The 18,393-nt window shown below is 69.3% G+C and carries 19 protein-coding genes and 2 tRNA genes; 12 read left to right on the forward strand and 9 right to left on the reverse strand.

What is annotated here, in order from left to right:
• Positions 1 to 2: 2 nt before the first annotated feature.
• Positions 3 to 87: transfer RNA gene (locus EIZ45_RS05545), tRNA-Ser, on the forward strand.
• 50 nt (positions 88 to 137) lie between these two features.
• Here the strand turns inward: EIZ45_RS05545 and EIZ45_RS05550 are convergent.
• Entirely contained in the window at positions 138 to 1,580 is a 1,443-nt protein-coding gene (locus tag EIZ45_RS05550) for an MFS transporter (RefSeq protein ID WP_134662090.1), read from the reverse strand.
• 128 nt (positions 1,581 to 1,708) lie between these two features.
• On the opposite strand from EIZ45_RS05550, the gene EIZ45_RS05555 reads away from it, so the two are divergent.
• The 6 genes from EIZ45_RS05555 (at position 1,709) to EIZ45_RS05580 (ending at position 6,899) form a co-directional block, all read left to right on the forward strand.
• Positions 1,709 to 2,467 (forward strand): TetR/AcrR family transcriptional regulator, encoded by a 759-nt coding sequence (locus EIZ45_RS05555; protein WP_205669819.1) that lies wholly within the window; start codon positions 1,709 to 1,711, stop codon positions 2,465 to 2,467.
• Positions 2,468 to 2,509: 42 nt separating this feature from the next.
• Complete coding sequence (locus tag EIZ45_RS05560) at positions 2,510 to 2,887, forward strand: nuclear transport factor 2 family protein (RefSeq protein WP_134662092.1); 378 nt, start codon at positions 2,510 to 2,512, stop codon at positions 2,885 to 2,887.
• Positions 2,888 to 3,258: 371 nt separating this feature from the next.
• The gene (locus EIZ45_RS05565) at positions 3,259 to 3,519 is read left to right on the forward strand and encodes a hypothetical protein (RefSeq protein ID WP_009084635.1); all 261 of its coding nucleotides are present in this window, start codon (positions 3,259 to 3,261) and stop codon (positions 3,517 to 3,519) included.
• A gap of 5 nt (positions 3,520 to 3,524) precedes the next feature.
• Positions 3,525 to 3,773: a hypothetical protein gene (locus tag EIZ45_RS05570; protein ID WP_043834588.1), complete on the forward strand. Its 249-nt coding sequence runs from the start codon at positions 3,525 to 3,527 to the stop codon at positions 3,771 to 3,773.
• A 7-nt stretch (positions 3,774 to 3,780) separates the two neighbouring features.
• Positions 3,781 to 6,531 carry an FtsK/SpoIIIE domain-containing protein gene (locus EIZ45_RS05575; RefSeq protein ID WP_043834589.1) on the forward strand — a complete coding sequence of 917 codons (2,751 nt, stop codon included), beginning with the start codon at positions 3,781 to 3,783 and terminating at the stop codon, positions 6,529 to 6,531.
• Complete coding sequence (locus EIZ45_RS05580; RefSeq protein WP_043834591.1) at positions 6,528 to 6,899, forward strand: hypothetical protein; 372 nt, start codon at positions 6,528 to 6,530, stop codon at positions 6,897 to 6,899. Before EIZ45_RS05575 ends, EIZ45_RS05580 begins: the two co-directional genes overlap by 4 nt.
• A gap of 372 nt (positions 6,900 to 7,271) precedes the next feature.
• Here the strand turns inward: EIZ45_RS05580 and EIZ45_RS05585 are convergent, their stop codons facing one another.
• A complete protein-coding gene (locus tag EIZ45_RS05585; protein ID WP_304571886.1) occupies positions 7,272 to 9,773 on the reverse strand; it encodes an endonuclease/exonuclease/phosphatase family protein in 2,502 nt (833 codons plus the stop codon).
• 125 nt (positions 9,774 to 9,898) lie between these two features.
• On the opposite strand from EIZ45_RS05585, the gene EIZ45_RS05590 reads away from it, so the two are divergent.
• Positions 9,899 to 10,915, forward strand: coding sequence for a CapA family protein (locus EIZ45_RS05590; protein WP_134662093.1), 1,017 nt, complete (start codon positions 9,899 to 9,901; stop codon positions 10,913 to 10,915).
• A 377-nt stretch (positions 10,916 to 11,292) separates the two neighbouring features.
• Here the strand turns inward: EIZ45_RS05590 and EIZ45_RS05595 are convergent, their stop codons facing one another.
• Positions 11,293 to 12,000, reverse strand: a complete 708-nt coding sequence (locus EIZ45_RS05595; RefSeq protein ID WP_134662094.1) for an alpha/beta fold hydrolase — start codon at positions 11,998 to 12,000, stop codon at positions 11,293 to 11,295.
• A gap of 94 nt (positions 12,001 to 12,094) precedes the next feature.
• Here EIZ45_RS05595 and EIZ45_RS05600 point away from each other — a divergent pair, with 94 nt between their 5' ends.
• Positions 12,095 to 12,658, forward strand: coding sequence for a TetR/AcrR family transcriptional regulator (locus EIZ45_RS05600; protein ID WP_134662095.1), 564 nt, complete (start codon positions 12,095 to 12,097; stop codon positions 12,656 to 12,658).
• 4 nt (positions 12,659 to 12,662) lie between these two features.
• Here the strand turns inward: EIZ45_RS05600 and EIZ45_RS05605 are convergent, their stop codons facing one another.
• Positions 12,663 to 13,589, reverse strand: a complete 927-nt coding sequence (locus EIZ45_RS05605; protein WP_134662096.1) for a TauD/TfdA family dioxygenase — start codon at positions 13,587 to 13,589, stop codon at positions 12,663 to 12,665.
• Between the two features lie 325 nt (positions 13,590 to 13,914).
• Here EIZ45_RS05605 and EIZ45_RS05610 point away from each other — a divergent pair, with 325 nt between their 5' ends.
• Both EIZ45_RS05610 and EIZ45_RS05615 read left to right on the forward strand, forming a co-directional pair.
• A complete protein-coding gene (locus EIZ45_RS05610; protein ID WP_037808560.1) occupies positions 13,915 to 14,208 on the forward strand; it encodes a hypothetical protein in 294 nt (97 codons plus the stop codon).
• On the forward strand, positions 14,208 to 14,777 hold the full coding sequence (locus EIZ45_RS05615) for a hypothetical protein (protein ID WP_134662097.1): 570 nt from the start codon (positions 14,208 to 14,210) through the stop codon (positions 14,775 to 14,777). The genes EIZ45_RS05610 and EIZ45_RS05615 overlap by 1 nt, the downstream gene beginning before the upstream one ends.
• Here EIZ45_RS05615 and EIZ45_RS05620 read toward each other — a convergent pair.
• From EIZ45_RS05620 to EIZ45_RS05640, 5 genes are all read right to left on the reverse strand, one after another.
• A complete protein-coding gene (locus EIZ45_RS05620) occupies positions 14,774 to 15,568 on the reverse strand; it encodes an SAM-dependent methyltransferase (protein ID WP_134662098.1) in 795 nt (264 codons plus the stop codon). The genes EIZ45_RS05615 and EIZ45_RS05620 overlap by 4 nt on opposite strands.
• A gap of 9 nt (positions 15,569 to 15,577) precedes the next feature.
• Entirely contained in the window at positions 15,578 to 15,901 is a 324-nt protein-coding gene (locus EIZ45_RS05625; protein WP_134662099.1) for a hypothetical protein, read from the reverse strand.
• Between the two features lie 90 nt (positions 15,902 to 15,991).
• Positions 15,992 to 16,078, reverse strand: a tRNA-Ser gene (locus EIZ45_RS05630).
• A gap of 43 nt (positions 16,079 to 16,121) precedes the next feature.
• On the reverse strand, positions 16,122 to 16,562 hold the full coding sequence (locus EIZ45_RS05635; RefSeq protein WP_037808568.1) for a nucleoside deaminase: 441 nt from the start codon (positions 16,560 to 16,562) through the stop codon (positions 16,122 to 16,124).
• Positions 16,563 to 16,585: 23 nt separating this feature from the next.
• Positions 16,586 to 17,068: a tRNA adenosine deaminase-associated protein gene (locus tag EIZ45_RS05640; RefSeq protein WP_037354362.1), complete on the reverse strand. Its 483-nt coding sequence runs from the start codon at positions 17,066 to 17,068 to the stop codon at positions 16,586 to 16,588.
• A 76-nt stretch (positions 17,069 to 17,144) separates the two neighbouring features.
• On the opposite strand from EIZ45_RS05640, the gene EIZ45_RS05645 reads away from it, so the two are divergent.
• Complete coding sequence (locus EIZ45_RS05645; protein ID WP_134662100.1) at positions 17,145 to 18,374, forward strand: M20 family metallopeptidase; 1,230 nt, start codon at positions 17,145 to 17,147, stop codon at positions 18,372 to 18,374.
• The last annotated feature ends 19 nt before the right edge of the window (positions 18,375 to 18,393 follow it).

Below are 18,393 nucleotides of genomic sequence, written 5' to 3' on the forward strand. Positions count from 1 at the left end.
ACGGAGGATTGGCCGAGCGGCCTAAGGCGCACGCTTGGAAAGCGTGTTGGGTTCACGCCCTCGCAGGTTCGAATCCTGTATCCTCCGCTGCAACACCACGAAGGTCCCGTCCGCAGTGCGGCCGGGACCTTCGTCGTTCAGCGAGTGCGAGCGATCACCAAAGCCGCACCGGCGGTCAGCGCCGCGCACACCCCCGCCGCCACTCGGGTTTCCGTGCTGAAGGCCGCGAAAGCCGCCTCGCGCAGTGCGTCGCCCGGTGGGAGCTTTGCCGCGGACTCCAAGGTTTTCCCGGAATCGGACGGCATCGCCGCGCGGTAGACGGCCGCGCCGATGCTGCCCAGCAGGGCGATGCCCATCGCGCCGCCGAACTCCGCTGACGTCTCCGCCATCGCCGACGCCATCCCGGCTCGCTCCGGAGGCGCGGCGGACAGGATCACGTCCGTCACCACCGCCGCGACTCCGGCGATGCCCAGCGACACCACCGTGAGCGCCGCGATGAAGTACCCGATCCCGGGCGGCGGCAGCGTCAGCAGGACGAACCCCGCCGCGGCCACGAGCAGGCCGATCGTCATCACCCGCGGTTTGCCGATCCGGCCGGCCAAGGTGGCGGCCACCCCGATCCCCACCGGCATCACGGCGAAGGTCGGCAGCGACCACAGCGCCGACTCCAGCGGGCTCATCCCCCGCACGACCTGGAGGTACTGCCAGGTGAACAGGTTGAAGCCGACCAGCGCGAAAGTCGCCAGCAGATCGATCAGCAACGGCACCGCGAACGCCCGCGACCGCACCAGCGCGAGATCGATCAGCGGACGCGCGGCGGTGCGCTGGCGGCGTACGAAAGCCACGCCGACAGCGAGACCGGCGACGCAGCTGGCGATCGACAGCCAGTCGAAACCGTGAGCGGCGATTTGCTTGACGCCGTAGACGATTCCGAGCACGGAAACGATCGACAGCACCGCGCCGAGCAGGTCGAACCGACCCGCCGCGGGCATCCGGTGTTCCGGCAGCAGCAGCGGACCGAGTGCCAGCAGGAGAACCATCACCGGCACATTGATCAGGAACACCGAACCCCAGTGGAAGTGCTGGAGCAGCAGGCCGCCGATGATCGGGCCCAGTACGGCGCCGCCCGCGAACCCTGCCGTCCAGAGGCCGACGGCGGTCGCGCGCTGCCGGGCGTCGTGGAACATGCCGCGGATCAACGCGAGTGTGGACGGCGCGAGCGTCGCACCGGCGATGCCGAGCAGCATCCGAGCGACGATGAGTGTGGTCGGTGTGGTGGCGACGGCGGCGAGTACTGACGCGCCGCCGAACGCGGCCGCTCCGGCGAGCAGCAACCGGCGGCGGCCGATCCGGTCGCCGAGCGTGCCCATCGTGATGAGCAGGCCGGCCAGCAGGAAGCCGTACGAGTCCATGATCCACAGCAGCTGCGAACCGCTCGGCTCCAGATCGGCGGTCAACGACGGCATGGCCACGAACATCACTGACATGTCCATCGACGCCAGCACGCACGGCAGCAGCAGGACGGCCAGTCCGGCCCATTCCCGTGGACCGGCTTTCGCGGGGGTGGTTTCTTCGAGCATGCGTACAAAGTACGCATGCTCGCCGTCGCGCTTCAAAGTCTTTTATCCAGCACCTTTACCGCGCGCCTGACCGGCGGGTTAGACTTTCCGCACGGCCGGTTGGCGTGTGACGAAAAGAGGTGTCTCGAGTGAAGTGCGGGTCCTGCGGAAAGCCGCTCGCCGCTCCGGACCGGGGCCGCCCGCGGCAGTACTGCTCAAGGGCCTGCCAGGCGAAGGCGTACCGGGCGCGCAAGGCGGAGTCCGAGGAAGACCGCGGCCACCTGACCGTCGACCGGATCGTCCGGGCGGGGATCGCGGTCGCGGACGCCGAGGGGCTCGAAGCCTTGTCGATGCGCCGGGTGGCCGCCGAACTCGGCGCCGGAACCATGGCGCTTTACCGACATGTCGCGTCCAAAGACGACCTGGTGGCGTTGATGGTCGAGGCGGCACTCACCGAGGTCCCGCTGCCGGAAACCCCGCCGCGCGACTGGCGCGACGGGCTCGAGCGCGCCGCCTTCCTCGACTGGGACCTCTACCACCGGCACCCGTGGATCCTGGCGAAAGTGCTGGTGACGACCCGAACCCACGACAGCCCCGCCCTTTCCGCGGGCAGCGAGCACGCGTTCGCCTCCTTCGACGGCCTCGATCTCGACCCAGCCGACGCGTTCCGGTACATGTTCCTGTTCGCCTCGTACGTGCAAGGCGTGGCGCTCACCTACGTCAGCGACGTTGAGGCCGAACGCCGCGGCGCACCGGCGCACAACCCGAGCTTCGCCGACTACCCGCGGCTCGGCAGCGCGATGCGGTCGATGGCCGAGCCGTGGGACCTGGACGAACTGTTCGCGTCCGGGCTTTCCGGTGTCCTGGACGGGATCGCGGCCGATCTGACGCGCCAGGGAATCCGCTGACGGCGCGCCGTCCCACCCCTCGGACGCTGGCAGACTTCGTTCATGGACCACAGCGCCGCGCAAGAGTTCGCCGACCACTGGGCAAAGGCTTGGAACGCCCACGATCTCGACACCCTGATGACCCACTTCGCCGACGACGTGACCTTCCGGTCCCCGGTCGCGGTCCAGGTGATCGGCGGCGACGGCGTGCTCCGCGGCAAAGCGGCGCTGCGCGCGTACTGGGCCGAAGGGCTCCGCCGGATTCCCGATCTCCGCTTCGAGGTCGTCGGCGTCTACGTCGGGCTCGGCGCGCTCGTCATCAACTACCGCAACCAGAAGGGCGGACTGGTCAACGAGGTCCTGGTCTTCGACGGTCCGCTCGTCGTCGAGGGCTACGGCACTTACCTCGGCGACGACCCGAATCCGGCAGGCGCTCGCTGAACCGGGCGGCGGGCCGTCGCTGTCCGCAACCGCGGCAGGGGCTGGGATCGGCCGAACGGTCCTACCCGCTAGGCTTCGCCGCAGACTTCATCGCAGCCGTCCGGAGAGGTTTCCCGGTGTCACGAATACCGTTTTGACCTGGGCGTTGGCCGGCGCACCCATCCCGATAACCCGCAGGTCAGAAGGCTGAAACGCGGGTTTCGGGCCCCGCGTGCGCACCCGATGAGCCGACGCCCGACAGGCCCCGGACTGCCGACCGCGTCCGGGGCTTTGTCGATTCTCCCGTTCCCACTTACTTACCGAAGACACCTGATCACGCTAAGTTTGTATGTGGTCGTTTCAGCCCACGACGCACCGAGGAGCCCGCCCCCATGGCCGGAGTGGAAGAGATCCGCGCTGGTATCGCGCTCGCGAACGAGAAGGCGTCCGCGAGCATCGCCGCGCTGCAGCAGGCAGCGCAGGCGCTCGAAGAAGCACAACTGTCGCTGTCCCAAGCCACCCAGGGCAGCAGCCAGCACGAGGTGAACCAGGCGCACGGCCTGCTCGCCGAAGCGCTGCAAGGGATCACCGGCATGCAGAGCACCATCCAGGCCGGCATCTCGTCGGCCGATTCCTACTCGGCGCGGCTTTAACGCCGATGTCGGGGCTCGCCGAAATCCACCAGTTGCTCACCGCCGCGCGAGCGGGGGTCGGCGACGGACGGGCGCATGCCGAGCGGGCGCAAGCTCTGCTCGGCGACGCCCGGCGCGCACTCGTCGACGCGCAAGCCAAGGCAGATCCGTGGCTGCCGCAGCAGTTGGCGCAGGCCGACGAGGCACTCGAGCACCTCCTCACCCGTTTAGCCGCCGCCGACGAATTAGTGGGCGGCTACCAGTCACGCCTGTAGGGATGAGATGGCCAGCAAGTCAGCCGAGCAACGCAACCGTGTGCAAACCGCCCTCGACCGGGTCCGGCACCAGATCGGGCTCGTGCTCGGGGCCGCGGCGGGCGCGCGCGAAATGGCCGAGGCCGAGGTGGCGCGGCTGACGCTGGAACAGGAGATCGTCCGGGTCGGCATGGACCACGCCGACCCGGTGCAGCAGACGGAGTGGGCCCGGCATCCGGCGGCGCACGAGGTGTTCGCCGCGCTCGGCGGCACCCGCGCCGCCTTCTACACCGACTGGAGCGCCGGTCCCGGCGAACTGCGCGACCTCGTCGCCGCGCACGCGCCGGGCCCGGCCGGGCGGCCGCCGAGCGAATGGCTCGGCCGCGTCGGCACGAATCCTGGCGTCACCGCGCCCGGGCTGTGGCGGGTCGGTTCGGCCACCGCGGCCGGACGCGACATCTCGCGCACGTTCGACGTCGCCGTGCCGCTGCTGGACGAATCCCACCTGGCCATCACGTCCGCGCCGAAAACGCGGCCGGTGGTGGACGGGATCGTGCAGGGCCTGCTGATGCGCGTGCTGTCGGCGTTCGAGCCCGGCGCGGTGAAAATCCACCTGTGGGACGTCGGGCAGCTCACCGCGATCCTGCCGGACCTGTACCCGCTCAGCCGCACCAGCGCACTGTCGCTCTACGACCCGACGCGGCTGGAGGACCTGCTCGACGAACTCGCCGGGCACATCCGCCGGATCCACGCCACCGGCATGCAGGCGGGCCACACCTCGTTGCGGGAACTGCGAAAAGCCACCAACCAGCGGTTGGAGCCGTACCGGATCGCGGTGCTGTACGGCAACGGCGAAACCCTCGACGCGGAACGCGCGCGCGACCTCAAACGCGTGGCCAGCGGCGCGCTCGCGGCGGGGATCTGCCTGATCCTGGTCGACGTGCCCACCGCGGTGAGCGCGTCGATCGAAACGCTGAGCCTGCTGGACGAACGCCGCGCGGTCAGCAGCATGACCGGCAGCGACCTGGTCGTTGACCTGGATCCGCCGATGCCGTCCGGGCAGGTCATCCGCGCGGCGAACCGGATCGCCGAAGCGCTGATCTCGAAACAGGGCGGCCCGCGGTCGTTCGCCGATCTGATGCCCGCCGAGATCGGCCAGGAAAGTTCCGCGCGGGAACTGCGCGCGCCGATCGGGTTCCACGAGGGCGAAGCCGTCGAGGTAGTGATCGGCGACGCGAGCCCGCACGCGCTCATCGGCGGCCCGAGCGGTTCCGGGAAAACGAACTTCCTGTACGCGTTGCTGGGCAGTCTCGCCGCGCGTTATACGCCGGACGAGCTGGCGTTGTACCTGCTGGACTTCAAGGAAGGCGTCTCGTTCGCCGGTCTCGCGCCCGGGCGCAAGGACTCCAGCTGGCTGCCGCACGCGAAACTGGTCGGCGTCAACGTCAACACCGACCGCGAATTCGGGTTGGCGCTGCTGCGTTTTCTCGCCGACGAACTGCGCCGCCGTTCCGCCGCGGCCAAGGAGCATGAGGTCACCAACCTGGCCGACCTGCGGGAACAGGATCCGGGCGGGCACTGGCCGCGGATCGTCGCGGTGATCGACGAATTCCAGTACCTCTTCGCCGGCCGCGACCAGGTCACCGCGCAGGCCACGCAATTGCTGGAAGACATCGCCCGGCGCGGGCGATCGCAGGGCATCCACCTGGTGCTGGCCAGCCAGGACGTCGCCGGGATCGAGGCGTTCTGGGGCAAACCCGCGGTCTTCGAGCAGTGCACGCTGCGCATCGCGATGCCGAAGGCGCGCCGGGTGCTCGCGGAAACGAACAACGCGGCCGTATCCGCACCCAAGTGGCACGCGGTGATCAACCACGATTCCGGTGTCGCGCACGGCAACCAGCTCGCGCACGTCCCGGATTCGAGCACTCGCAACGTTTTCGTGAACCTGCAGCAAAAACTGTGGGAACTCTACGCCGGCCGCTTCACCCGGCCACGACTGTTCGACGGTGCGCATTCGCCGGTGCTGGAACAGTTCCCGGCCTATGTGGAACTCAAGCCGAGCCCGCAGCCGCGGGCGATCCTCGGCCAGTCGATCGATGTCACCGAAGCCGCGTGCGGTGTCGAACTTCCCCGGGTGCCCGGCCGGAACATCGCTGTGCTCGGCGGCGCGACCGCGGAGGCGTTGTCCATTATGGACTCCGCAGCTCGATCGCTTTCCCGGCAAATGGAACTCGGCCAGGTCGAGTTTCTCTTGCATTGCCCCATCGTGGCCAGTTCCCCGGCGGTGCTGGACTTGAAGAGCCGCCTGGAAGCCGAGGGGCACATCGCGACGCTCACCGAAGACCTTTCCACCGAACTGGAAGCGATCGTCGAATCGCTTTCCACTACCAAGCCGCGCATCCTGCTGCTGTACGGAGTGGACGCTGCGCTGCCTTCGCTGGAAGCCAAGGCCGTCGGTCAACTGAAGAGCGGCCTGGACCACCTGCGCACGCTGCTCAAAAACGGTCCCTCACACGGTGTGCACACCATCGGCTGGTGGCGCAGCATCGCGCGACTCAAGGACACGCTCGGCTTCGGCGGCACGGACGACATCGGAACCTGGGCCGCGTTGGACGTCCAGGGCAATGACCTGTCGCCGTTCGCCGCGGGTCAGGTCGTGCACTGGTCGCCGCGACCGGGCCGGGCGTTGTTCTTCGACCGCACCACGCACGGGGCACCGGAAGTCATCATCCCGTTCCAGCGCCCAGAAACCGAGCCGACCGCGGGAGGCACGCCGTGACCGAGGGAAACACCAGCCCGGCAATGCGGTACAAGGAAATCGTCGGCTTGGCCCGCGGTTCGGCGGACAGCCTGCGCGCGTGGGAACTGGCCCGAGCGGACGAAATCGAACGCCAACTGGCAGACGCACACGCGGCGGTGGCTGCCGCGCAGGATCGGGAGGAGAAAACCCGAGAGCGCGCCAACCGGTGGTGGAAGATGGCGCTGCACAACGTTTCGCGGCTGAGTTTTGTGGAGGCGCTGGACGACCCGCAGCCGGTGACTACTGCTCGGCCGCAGTATTTGGACCGGTATTTGGAAGAGGTCAAGCCGAGTTATCAGGAACTGGTACAGGCGGTGCTGGGGCTTGGCTGGCGGGCGAAGCGTTAAGCCGCAAGGGGTTGGTGCCCTTGGCTGGTGAAAGGCCGGGGGGTGTTCAGCTTCGACTGAAACCCAATCGGCCAGTCCGTTCTCCGGGCCAGAGTCGGGACGGCTCGGCTAGCTTCAAACGGCGTGGGAGGCGCGCCACTCACGGTCCGGATCACCAGGTCGACCCCGAAGTCAGGAGGTCGGCTTGGGGCCGCGTGCACCCGCCCCAGGAGGTGTCGCACGCGAGGCCGGGTCACTCTGACGGTGAAGACCTTCGCGGCAAAAGCGCCGCCCCAGGATCTTCCCAAGATCGCCGAAGCTCGCAATCCACCCAGCCAAAAAAGCCGTGAGGGGAACCCTGACGGAACCAGGACTCCCCTCACAGCCAACTACCTACGCCGTCCGGTGGAACCACCGGTCAAGCTGGTCCAGCACATCATTCGCGAAATCCGCGAACGGATTCCCCGCCGAAGGCCGGAACCGCACCACCTGCGGGTCATGATCGCTAGCCTGGTCAGCGAACTCGGCATTCACATGCACCACGTCATAATCCACCCCACGCGGCGCGGCCGACGCCAGAATATGGTCCAGCACCTGCGACTGACCCTCGTACACATAGCTGTACCGCTCAGCCGGCGGCAGCGTCGAGATCAGGTCCTTCAACAACCCACCCGACGTCAGCTTCGCCAGCGCGGGCGAGAACTGGTAGTCGTTCAGGTCGCCAGCCACCACGACGTTCGCCCGCGGGTCCGCGTTCAGCAGTTGCGAGACGAATCCCTGCAGCACCGTCGCCTGCTTCTGCCGCTGCACCTCGGAGCTGCGCGTCGGCGGCTGGTAGCGGCCGTGTGTCGGCTGGTCGCCGCCCTTGGAGTTGAAGTGGTTGGCCAGCACGAAAACCGTGCGTCCGCGGAACACGAACTCGCCCGCCAGCGGCTTGCGGCTGTCCTCCCACGCGTCGTTGCCCGGGTCGACCCGGCCCGGCGACTGCGTCAGGTGCGCCTTGCCGTGGTCGGAAACCACGCCGACCGAAGACGTCGGGCTGCCGCCCGGACGATCCACAAAGGACACTCGCGACGGGTTGAACAGGAAGCCGACGCGGATGTTGCCGCCCGGTTGTCCGCCGTCCTCGTCGTTCACCGGGTCGATCTGCCGCCACTGGTACTGCGGGCCGCCGGCGGCGACGATCGCGTCGGTGAACTTCTTCAGCGTCGCGTCGGCGTCGACGGTTCCGTCGTCCGTCGCACCGCTGTTGTCCTGGATTTCTTCCAGGGTAACGATGTCCGGCGTCGCGAGGTTGTCGACGATGCCGTGCGCGAGCTGCGTGTACTTGGTGTCCGAATCGGACGGTGCGAGGTTCTCGACGTTGTACGTCGCCACCGCGAGCTCGCCCGGACGCTGCTTGCGTGTGGTTTCCTTCTGCAGCTTGTTGTCCTTGGCCGCACCCAGCTTCGACGCGAACAGCGTGTACCCGCCGAAATTGCTGTACTCCACCGGACCGGAGGTGACGCCGGTGAGCACGTCGCCGGTGTTGACCTTCGGCGTCGCCTGCTGCGCGGACGGGATGATCGACTGTACCTTCAACACGCCGGTGTTGATCTTGTCGTAGCCAAGGTAAACCGTGCCGCCGCGCGGAGTCGGGTTCTGCTGCGGCTTCGTGGTCACGTAAAGCTCGCCGTACTTGTTGCTTGGGCCGACCACGCGTGCGTCGGAAACCTGGACGATCTCGCTTTCGTGCGATTCCCAGAAGTCCAGCGCGTACTTAGACGGTTCGAGCGGCAACGGTTCGATGTTGCCGCCCGCGTTGGGAGCCAGCACATCCGGCACCTGGTCCGGCGTCAGCACGGTCGGGGCGGGCAGCGGATTGCCCGAGGAGCCGACCGTCCACTGTGCACTCGTCAGCTCGGTGAGCGACTGGTAGTTCGAGGTCGCGGGCGCGTCCGGGTAGTACTCCTTGACCTTGCCCTGCGCGGTGACCGCGTCGCCGACCGCCACCGCCGGGGTCGTCGATCCGGTGAACACGAACAGGCCCTCGCTGGTGCGCGGGTCGCTGTCGGGATGCGGGTCGGTGATCCAGAACCCGCGCGCCGAGCCGAAGCTCCGCACCGCGGTGACGACGCCGGTGACGTCCTCGACCTGCTTGTCCTTGAACGGCGAAATCCGCGTCGTGCCCTGGATGTCGTGGATCTTCGCCGGAACACCCGGTTCGCCCGGCTGCGTGCCGGTGGTCTCGCCCTTGGTGTTGGTAGGCGTCGGATCGCCGACGGCGAAGTCCGCGCTGTTGTCGTCGGTGTCGGCGAGGGTCGCGGCACGCGCGACCGAGGTCGTGTTCGACGCCGCGGCGGCCGGGTTTCCCTCGCGGACAACGGCATCGCCGAAGCCGACGAGGTCCTTGACGCGGCTGTCCGCCAGGCAATCCGCGGCGGTCTTGCAGGTCAGCGGCGCGCTGTCGGACACGAGCGCGACCGTCCCCGCGGTCGCGGACATCGCGATGCCCCCGGTCGCGTCGGGCGTCGGCAGCGCGACCGTGCCGCCGTTCCCCTTCCCCTCCGCGACGAGGTAGCGGCCCTTCGGCGCGACGGACCCGGCGAGCGGCGTGACCTGCCACTTGCTCGACGCGCTTGCCGAAGAGGGCAGGTACTGGACGCTGTACCCGTCGAGCGCGACCGGCGCGCCGCCGTGGTTGGCCAGCTCGATGAAGTCGTTGGTCAGCGTGGCGCCGGAATTGCCGCCACCGCCGTAGACCTCGGCGATCAGGGCGTCCGCGCTTGGCGCCGCCGAAGCGGGCGCGGCCAGTCCGCCCAGCGCGAGAGCAGCTGCGGAGACGGCAACCGCGCCTCTGGTCAGTCTTGCCCCACCGGCGCTGCGGCCCCCGGCGGGACGACGGGATATGGTCACCCTGAGTCCCCTCTGCATGTCAACGGTCGAGGCATCGTCCCCCGAACAAGCGAAGCAGAGGAAGACGAAAGGGCAACGATTCGTAACGAGCTGGAGGGATTTCCTCCTTTGGACGGGTTGACGCAATGATCACGCTCGTACTCGGCGGAGACGTCAACCTGCAGGGCCGCGCGAAGCCGGAAACGGCGTTCGACCCGTTGACCTCGCTGCTCACCGGCGCCGACGTGCGGTTCGTGAATCTCGAAGGACCGCTGTCCGGCTCGACCGGTATGGACATCCCGCACAAACCGAACTGGCGGCACTCGCCGCCGGAGATGGTCGCCGCGCTGACCGCCGCCGAGATCGACGTCGTGTCCGTCGCCAACAACGTCACCTACCCGCCGGCCGCGGCGATGGCGAGCCTCGCCGTGCTGGACCGCGCCGGAATCGCGCATTGCGGCGCGGGCTCGAACCTCGCCGAGGCGCACGCGCCGGCGGTCCTCGAACGACCCGGCGGCCGGATCGCGTTCCTCGCCTACACGTCGCTGTGCTGGCCCGTCGGGCAGGAAGCGACGGAGGACTCGCCGGGTGTCGCCGCGGCGGGCGCTTACACGTCGTACCAACCGGATCCGCGCGTCCTGGACGTCCCCGGCCGCCCGCCGATCGTGCACACCACGCCGGTCCGCCGCGACCTGGAACTGCTGCTCGCCGACATCCGCCGCGCCCGCGCCGAGGCCGACCATGTCGTGGTGTCGATGCACTGGGGCCTCCCCGGCGACGAGCTGGCCGAATACCAGGTGACCTACGCACACGCGATCATCGACGCCGGCGCCGACCTGGTCGTCGGGCACGGACCGCACACAGTGCAGCCAGCCGAGGTGTATCGCGGCCGCCCGATCCTCTACAGCCTCGGCAACCTCGTCTTCGACTGGCCCGCCATGCGGGACCGCCACCGCGACGGCCTGCTCGCCGGCTGCGTCGTCGGCGAGCAGATGCGGGTCGAATTAGTGCCGATCCGCCGCGACGAAGACAACGAATGCGTACCGTTGACGGGAGACGACGCCGACACGGCACTGCAGCGGTTCGTGGAGCTGTCCGCTCGCCGCGGCACCAAGGTGACAGTCAGTGACGGCTTCGCAACAGTCGAAGGACTTCGCGGCTAGACCGCTGGTCCCGCCGTCACCCGGACGGCGCATCTGCCTTAAATGCAGCTCAAGCCCGGGGTCGACTGGTACCGGGCGGGAGTACCTTACCGATGAGCGCGGAAACTGTGGCCCAGACCACTTTCGGGCCGCCCCGCCGCTCACGGGTAGCACCTCGCGGGGGAGGCGACACGGTCACGTGGGGGTTGACCGTCGTCGAGTGCGCAGGTGTCACCACCCGGGAAAACAGCCGCGGGCGCGGGACTTTCCGCTTCGCCCGCGACCGCGGCTCCACGGATTTGCCCCGGGGAAGCCTCGCGAGTGGCGAGGCGCCGCCTTGACCGCGCAGGGGAGCGCGGGAGGGGGAGGAAGGCGGCCCGCCTCGCCACTCGCGAGCATTAACCGCTGACGAGGGCCGTCGCGACGCCGTCGACCGCCCGCGCGCAACTCTCGCCGTGGGTGAGCGGCAGGTAGTGGCCCGCCCCCGGCACGATCTGCAGCGCCCCGTCCTGGCACGCAGCCAAAAACCGCCGCTCGCCGAGGCGGAAGTGGTCGTGGCGGCCGTTCAGCAGCAGTACCCGCCCCGGGTACCGGGCGAGGTCGGCGAGCGGGTCCATCCCGGCGGCCGCCTCCATCACGTCCGGGATGACTTCGGAAGCGATTCCCGCGGCGATGACCGGCTCGGCGACTTCCGCGGGGAGAACCCGGCGGAGCAGCCATGCGCTGAAGGAAGCGCCGTCGTCTACGGCAGTCGCCAGCCCACGGCGTGCGAACCGGAATCCGCCGCGCAGCACCGAACTCGGCTGGAGCGAACATCCGGCTCCCACCAGCGAAACGACCCGCTCCGGATGCCGGGCCGCGGTCGCGATCGAGACGTAGCCGCCGAGCGAATGGCCCACCAGAACCGCGCGGCCGCCGACCTCGTCGATGGCCTCGGCGACCGCGTCGACCGCACCGTCGAGAGTGAACCTCTCCCCGCGCCGCGTGCCGTGCCCAGGCAGGTCCGGCGCGGCGACTCGACCGCGGGCCAGGCGTTTCTGCTGCTGCCAGCACGCCCCGGACAACCGGATGCCGTGCACGAAAACCACCGGGAGCACGTCGCTCATGTCTCCGCCTTCCACCCAGGAATGCAACGGACCGTTGCATGGCACCGGTCTACCAAATGCAACGCACCGTTGCAAACCTGGCTAGGATTGAGCCATGGATCGGACCGCCACCCGCCCGCGCAAGGCGGACGCCATCTTCTCCGCGACCCTCGCGCTGCTGGCCGAACGCGGTTACGACGCACTGACGATCGAAGCGGTCGCCGCGCGGGCCGGGGTGCACAAAACGACGATCTACCGCACGTGGGCGACCAAGGACGAGGTCCTCGCGGACGCACTCGTGCAGGCCCCGGAACTCGCCTTCGCGATTCCCGACACCGGTTCCCTGCGCGGCGATCTCCTCGAACTGGCGAAGCAGATCCACCGCCTGCTGTCCGATCCGGCGAACCGGCGCGTCATCACGGCCGTCGTCTCCGCGCTGCCGGACCGGCCCGCCACCGCCGAGGCCGCCGGACGGTTCTTCGCCGACCGCCTCGGCCGCGAGCAGGCCGTCTTCGACCGGGCGCACGACCGAGGCGAACTCGCCGACGCCGCGGATTCGGAGATGATCATGGATCTGCTGGGCGGAAACCTCTGGTTCCACACCCTGATCCGCGCGAAATCCGCCGACGCCGCCTATCTCGAGCGACTTGTCGACACCGTGCTCACCGGGGTGTCGTGAGCGGTCAGTACGGCCGGTCCCCGACGATCGCGACGCGCTCGGCGATCCGGACGTGCGGGTGGTAGTCGTTGACCGCGTAGTGCTGGGTCGCGCGGTTGTCCCAGAACGCCACCGAATCCGGCTGCCAGCGGAACCGCACCTGGAACTCCGGCGTGTGCGCCTGGAGGAACAGATACCGCAGCAGCCGGTCGCTTTCGGCGCGGTCGAGGCCGGTGATGTGCGTGGTGAACGCCTGGTTCACGAACAACGTCCGCCGTCCGGTCTCCGGATGGGTCCGCACCACCGGGTGCTCGACCGGCGGGTACGCGTCCTGCCACTGGGCCAGCAGGTCCGGGTCGGTGAACCGGTCGAAACCGGGGACGAAATCGTGCACCGCGGTGAGGCCGTCGATCCGCTCGCGGACGTCGGCGGGCAGGTTGTCGTAGGCGGCGGCCATGTCGGCCCACATCGTGTCGCCGCCGATCGGCGGGACCTCGACCAGCCGCAACACCGAACCGAGCGCCGGATTCGGCCGCCAGGTGACGTCGGTGTGCCAGATGTTTTCGTACCCGGGCATCCCGGCGGTGCGGGTGAACCGCACGACCTGATCGGAATCTCCGCGCGCGATGAACGGGTTGGTCTCCAGTTCGCCCCAGTTCGCGGCGAACGCGCGCTGCTGCTGCGACGTGATGCGCTGGTCGCGGAAGAACAGCACCTTCCACTCCAGCAACGCGCGGTTCAGCTCGGCACGCAACCGCGGCGACACGGGTGCACCGAGGTCCACTCCGGAGATTTCCGCGCCGATCACCCGTCCGAGCGGACGCAGGGTGAAAAGCTCGTAGGGACGTTCTTCGACTCCGTCCGGAAGGCGGCGCAACACGCGCGGTCCTTCGAGGATCCCGTCGTCCGGGGTGACGGACGAGCGCAGGCGGGCAGGCAGGTCTACAGACATGGGGGTACTCCCGGAAGAATAGGTGAATTCGGCTACAGCAGCGGAAAATCGCCTACGCGGGAGGAGAGCCGAGACGACCGCGACGCCTCAGGAGAGCGGCCACGCCCTCGCCGTCCGACCGCGCCGGGGCACGGCCGGCTTGCGGCACTACCCGGTTCTCTGGCATGACTCCAATTCTGGCCGGGTTCGGTTGCGTGGGTCAAGGATCTCCACGATGTGGAATCGTCGCACGCCCGGCCGAGTGACCCGGGCGGCCTCGATGGGGTTAGATCTCTGGAGAGGGTGACGGGCCGCGGTTCGCGCTCTCCCGGAAGCGGAGGTCCCGATGGCAGGTTCGACGAGCGAGCGGCTCAACGCCGCCGCGGACGCGCTCGATCGAGCGGCTGCCGACGCGGACCGTGCCGCGGGCCGGTTCGCCGAAGCCCGTCTCGAATCGACGCCGTGGGGCATTTCCGCGCCCGCGCGGGAAATCGCCGCCCGGTGGGAGGCCGCGCTCGCCGCGCGGGACGTCGACGCGCGCATGCTCGGCGACGCGACGTCCGACCTCGCCGGCCAGCTGCGGATGGCCGCCCGCGGCCACCACCACCGCCCGACGATCGCGACGGCGCTGCTGAGTTGATGCCGTTCCTTCACCCGGCGCTGGAAAACGCGGCCGCCGGGCTGGCTTCCTTGAGTGCCGCGGCCGCCGCGATCAGCGCACCGGACCCGGTCGCCGCATTGCGTCAGATCGACTGTTCCCCGCAGACGATCCGCGAATCCGCGCGCACGCTGTCGGGCGGCCGCGACGTGTTGGTGATGGCCCGGCTGGAGTTCGAACGCGGGGCGCACAGCGCGGAACGCAAATGGGGCGGCGAACCGGCCGCGCAGTTCCGGGGCAGTGCGGACGAACTGGACGCGCACTACCGGCAGGCCGCCGAGGCTGCCGCACGGACAGCGTCAGTCGGCCTGGATCTGGCGGATTTGCTTGACCGGCTGGCAGATCAGACGGCGGCGCGAGTCATGCTGATCGCCGAAGGAGTGACCCCAGCGGCCGTCGCGCTGCTGGCGGGCGACCGATCCGCGGAGCCGGCGGTGCGGGAGGCATGCGGGACCATCGCGGAAGCGGTCGCGCGCGGCGTCGCAACCATAGGAGAGGCAACGACTTTCCTCGACGCTTTCGGCACACCGGTGTTGCAGGAAGAGAATTAACGGGTCGCGGTCACGAATCCGCCGCGCGTATGGTGCAGCGGCTCGCGTCCATATTGGACGGAAAGTTCCGCGACCGTAACGGTTTCCGGCCGCCAGCCGTGCTCGGCGAGCCACTTCGGAGCGTCCCCCGCGAGACCGCCGCGCCAAAGCGCCGTCACCTCGCTGCCGAATTGACGCGCCCGCTCCAGCAGCCCGTCCTGATCACCGTCCGGCCGGTGTTCGAACGAAACCCGGCTGCCCGGCGCGGACAGCTCGGTGACCGCCGTGAGCATCCGCTCCGCCTCGTCCCGGCTGAGGTAGACGAGGAGCCCCTCAGCGAGCCAGACGGTCGGCTGATCCGGGTCGAATCCGTTGTTTTTCAAGGCAGTGACCCAGTCGTCGCGCAGATCCACCGGAACCGTCTTGCGCTGGCACCGAGGCCGCGCGCCTTTTTTGGACAGCACGGTTTCCTTGAACGCGAGCACGTCCGGCAGGTCGACCTCGAACACGCGCGCCCCGTCGGGCCAGTCGAGCCGGAACGCGCGAGCGTCGAGACCGGCCGCGAGAAGCACCGTCTGGGTCCCGCCGGAGACGAAGTCGTCGAAGAACCGGGTGCGGATCGCGACCTGGTGCGCGAACACCATCCCCAGCTCGTGGTGACGTTCCCGGCCCTCGAAGATCGCGCGGCCGGCGTGGAAGAACGCGCCCGCGTAGGGATCGTCGAACAGCCGATCCGGCCGCCCGCTCTCCAACGCCCGAAGCCCAGCAACCCCAACCGCGGTCTTGCCGACCGGCGGAAGCTCCTCGCTCATGTGTCCACGCTACTTCGCCATCGCCGCTTTGACGGCCGCGACCAGCTCCCGCACCTTCTTCCGGTCGGAGGAGCTGTAGTAGAACGTGCACAGATCGGCCTTGTCGCCGCCGGTAGCCGGGTTCTCGATCACCGCCGTCGACGCGCCGGTCACCTTGAACTTGAGACACCCCGGGCTGAACGCGCCGGGTTCGGTGTTGCTGACCCCGCTGATCCGGCTGACGGTGAAGCTGTGCCTCTTGTCCGCGCCGAACAGGCCGTCTTTGATCGCGGCCTTGATCGTCACCTGCTTGCCGCTGAACGTGAGCGAACGACGCCGGGCATAGATGTACAAAGCGCCACCTCCGGTACGGGGACCAGCTACCGGAGGGTCAAACGAACGAACCCCGGCCGGAGTGCCCGGTCGGGGTTCGTTCGTGAAGAGCGGTGGCGGTGGGATTTGAACCCACGGACGGGATTAACCGTCACACGATTTCGAGTCGTGCTCCTTCGGCCGCTCGGACACGCCACCGCCGAGAACAATACCGGACCCTCTTCGCGGCTTGCGGCGGGGTCTACTCGGCCCCCAGCCGGCGGTCCGCGAAGTACGCCTCGAGCAGGGCGGCGCAGTCGCTTTCGAGCACTCCGCCGTGGACTTCCGGACGGTGGTTGAGGCGGCGGTCGCGCACGACGTCCCACAGCGACGACACCGCGCCCGTCTTGGGCTCCCAAGCCCCGAACACCAACCGCTCGACGCGGGCGAGCACGAGCGCGCCGGCGCACATCGTGCAGGGCTCCAGCGTGACCGCGAGCGTGCAGCCCTCCAGCCGCCAGCCGTCGCCGAACTCGCGGGCCGCCGCGCGCAGCGCGAGGATCTCCGCGTGCGCGGTGGGGTCAGCCAGCTCGACCCGTGCGTTGCGGGCCGCGGCCAGGGGGCGCCCGTCGGGGTCGAAGACGACCGCGCCGATGGGCACGTCGGCACCGGGGGCGCGAGCCGCGTCCAGCGCGGCCCGCACGGCCTCGGTGTCGTCCGGCCGTCTCAGAGCTGGTCCAGCAGTTTCGAGAACTCGGCCTCGAACCCGCACCGCTGGGCGATCATCTGGAGCTGTTCGTCCGGGTAGAGGTCGACCTCCCCGACGATCACCTCCAGTTCGCCGCCGGGCAGGCCGAGGTCGGCCAGGATCTCGAGGTCGCCCTCGGGCCAGACGGCGTCGTCGTCCTCGTCGGGCGGGTCGACGCGCAGGACGTCGAGGACGTCCGCCGCGATGTCGTAGTCGAGCGCCGCGGCGGCGTCCGACAGCAGCAGCGACGGTCCCCTCGGGCTCGGCCGGACGATCACGAAGAACTCGTCGTCGACGGCCAGCAGGCCGAACGCCGCCCCGGTCGACCGGAGCTTGCCCAGCTCGGTGATCGCCGCATCCAGTTCCGTGAGCGCCGAAGAATCGAGCGCACTGCACCGCCACCGACCGTCTTCACGGACCACAGCTATCGCGAAGCCCGTGACCGGCTCTTGCACCGCCATGCGCACACCGTATTCCGCCTCGCTGGCGAACGCACGCACGGTGCGCCCGAAGCGTGCGAGGTGCCACTATCGAGCCATGACCGGACCCACCGACCTCCCCACCCTGCCCGGCAACCGGCACGCCGGGCTGCTCGACGCCGCACGGCAGCTCCAGGACCGCACTGTCGAGCTTCGCCGCGCTGTGCACCGGCATCCCGAACAGGGCTTGCAGCTGCCGCGCACCCAGGCGGCGATCCGCGCCGCGCTGGCCGACCTGCCGATCGAACTCACCGACGGCCGCTCCACGACGTCGCTCACCGGCGTCCTGCGCGGCGCCCGTCCCGGCCCGGCCGTGCTGCTGCGGGCGGACATGGACGCGCTGCCGCTCACCGAGGACACCGGCCTGGAGTTCTCGTCCGAGATCGACGGTTCGATGCACGCCTGCGGACACGACACGCACGTCGCGATGCTCGCCTCCGCGGCGCGGCTGCTCTCCGAGCGGGTCGACGACCTGGCCGGCTCGATCGTGTTCATGTTCCAGCCCGGCGAGGAGGGCATGCACGGCGCGCGGCACATGATCCACGAGGGAGTGCTGGACGCGGCGGGCACGCGCGTCACGCGAGCCTTCGGCCTGCACACGATCGCCAACAGCCCGAGCGGCGTCCTGCAGGTCCGCGGCGGGCCGATGATGGCGTCGGCCGACACGTTCAGCGTCGAGGTCACCGGCCGCGGCGGCCACGGTTCCGCCCCGCACGACGCGATCGACCCCGTCCCCGCCGCGGCGGCGATGGTCAGCGCGATCCAGACGATGGTCACGCGCCGGATCAGCGTCTTCGACCCGGCGGTGGTCTCGGTGACCCGCATCCAGGCCGGGACGACAACGAACATCATCCCGGAGACGGCGGTGCTCGAGGGGACCATTCGCACCCTGTCGGAGTCGACGCGGTCCTTCATCCGCGAGGAACTGCCGAAGGTGTGCGAGGCGGTCGGAGCGGCACACGGCTGCCGCGTGTCGGCCGGCGTGGACCCGGGCTACCCGACGACGGTCAACGACCCGGCGGTGGCGGCCGAGGTGTTGTCGCTGGGTGCGGACGTGCTGGGCGAGGACAACGTCGAGGAGCTGACCACGCCGATCATGGGCGCGGAAGACTTCTCGTATGTCCTGCAACGGATTCCGGGCGCGTTCGCGTTCATCGGCGCCCGCGAGCCGGGAGCGGACCCGGCGACCACCGAGGACAACCACTCGAACCGGGTGAAGTTCCACGAACCGGCGATGGCCGCCGGGGTGGCCATGTACACGGCGTTCGCATTGGACGCCCTGCGCTGAGGGTTTCGGCACGCCCCCT

The organism is Amycolatopsis sp. CFH S0740 (genome assembly GCF_004522315.1).
Lineage (GTDB): Bacteria > Actinomycetota > Actinomycetes > Mycobacteriales > Pseudonocardiaceae > Amycolatopsis > Amycolatopsis nivea.

Coding starts and splice junctions, on each gene's coding strand:
- EIZ45_RS05570 (WP_043834588.1), top strand. CDS start 3,525: ATGTCGGGGCTCGCCGAAATCCACCAGTTGCTCACCGCCGCGCGAGCG.
- EIZ45_RS05605 (WP_134662096.1), bottom strand. CDS start 13,589: ATGTCTGTAGACCTGCCTGCCCGCCTGCGCTCGTCCGTCACCCCGGAC.
- EIZ45_RS05565 (WP_009084635.1), top strand. CDS start 3,259: ATGGCCGGAGTGGAAGAGATCCGCGCTGGTATCGCGCTCGCGAACGAG.
- EIZ45_RS05610 (WP_037808560.1), top strand. CDS start 13,915: ATGGCAGGTTCGACGAGCGAGCGGCTCAACGCCGCCGCGGACGCGCTC.
- EIZ45_RS05620 (WP_134662098.1), bottom strand. CDS start 15,568: ATGAGCGAGGAGCTTCCGCCGGTCGGCAAGACCGCGGTTGGGGTTGCT.
- EIZ45_RS05575 (WP_043834589.1), top strand. CDS start 3,781: ATGGCCAGCAAGTCAGCCGAGCAACGCAACCGTGTGCAAACCGCCCTC.
- EIZ45_RS05645 (WP_134662100.1), top strand. CDS start 17,145: ATGACCGGACCCACCGACCTCCCCACCCTGCCCGGCAACCGGCACGCC.
- EIZ45_RS05560 (WP_134662092.1), top strand. CDS start 2,510: ATGGACCACAGCGCCGCGCAAGAGTTCGCCGACCACTGGGCAAAGGCT.
- EIZ45_RS05600 (WP_134662095.1), top strand. CDS start 12,095: ATGGATCGGACCGCCACCCGCCCGCGCAAGGCGGACGCCATCTTCTCC.
- EIZ45_RS05615 (WP_134662097.1), top strand. CDS start 14,208: ATGCCGTTCCTTCACCCGGCGCTGGAAAACGCGGCCGCCGGGCTGGCT.
- EIZ45_RS05595 (WP_134662094.1), bottom strand. CDS start 12,000: ATGAGCGACGTGCTCCCGGTGGTTTTCGTGCACGGCATCCGGTTGTCC.
- EIZ45_RS05640 (WP_037354362.1), bottom strand. CDS start 17,068: ATGGCGGTGCAAGAGCCGGTCACGGGCTTCGCGATAGCTGTGGTCCGT.
- EIZ45_RS05550 (WP_134662090.1), bottom strand. CDS start 1,580: ATGCTCGAAGAAACCACCCCCGCGAAAGCCGGTCCACGGGAATGGGCC.
- EIZ45_RS05590 (WP_134662093.1), top strand. CDS start 9,899: ATGATCACGCTCGTACTCGGCGGAGACGTCAACCTGCAGGGCCGCGCG.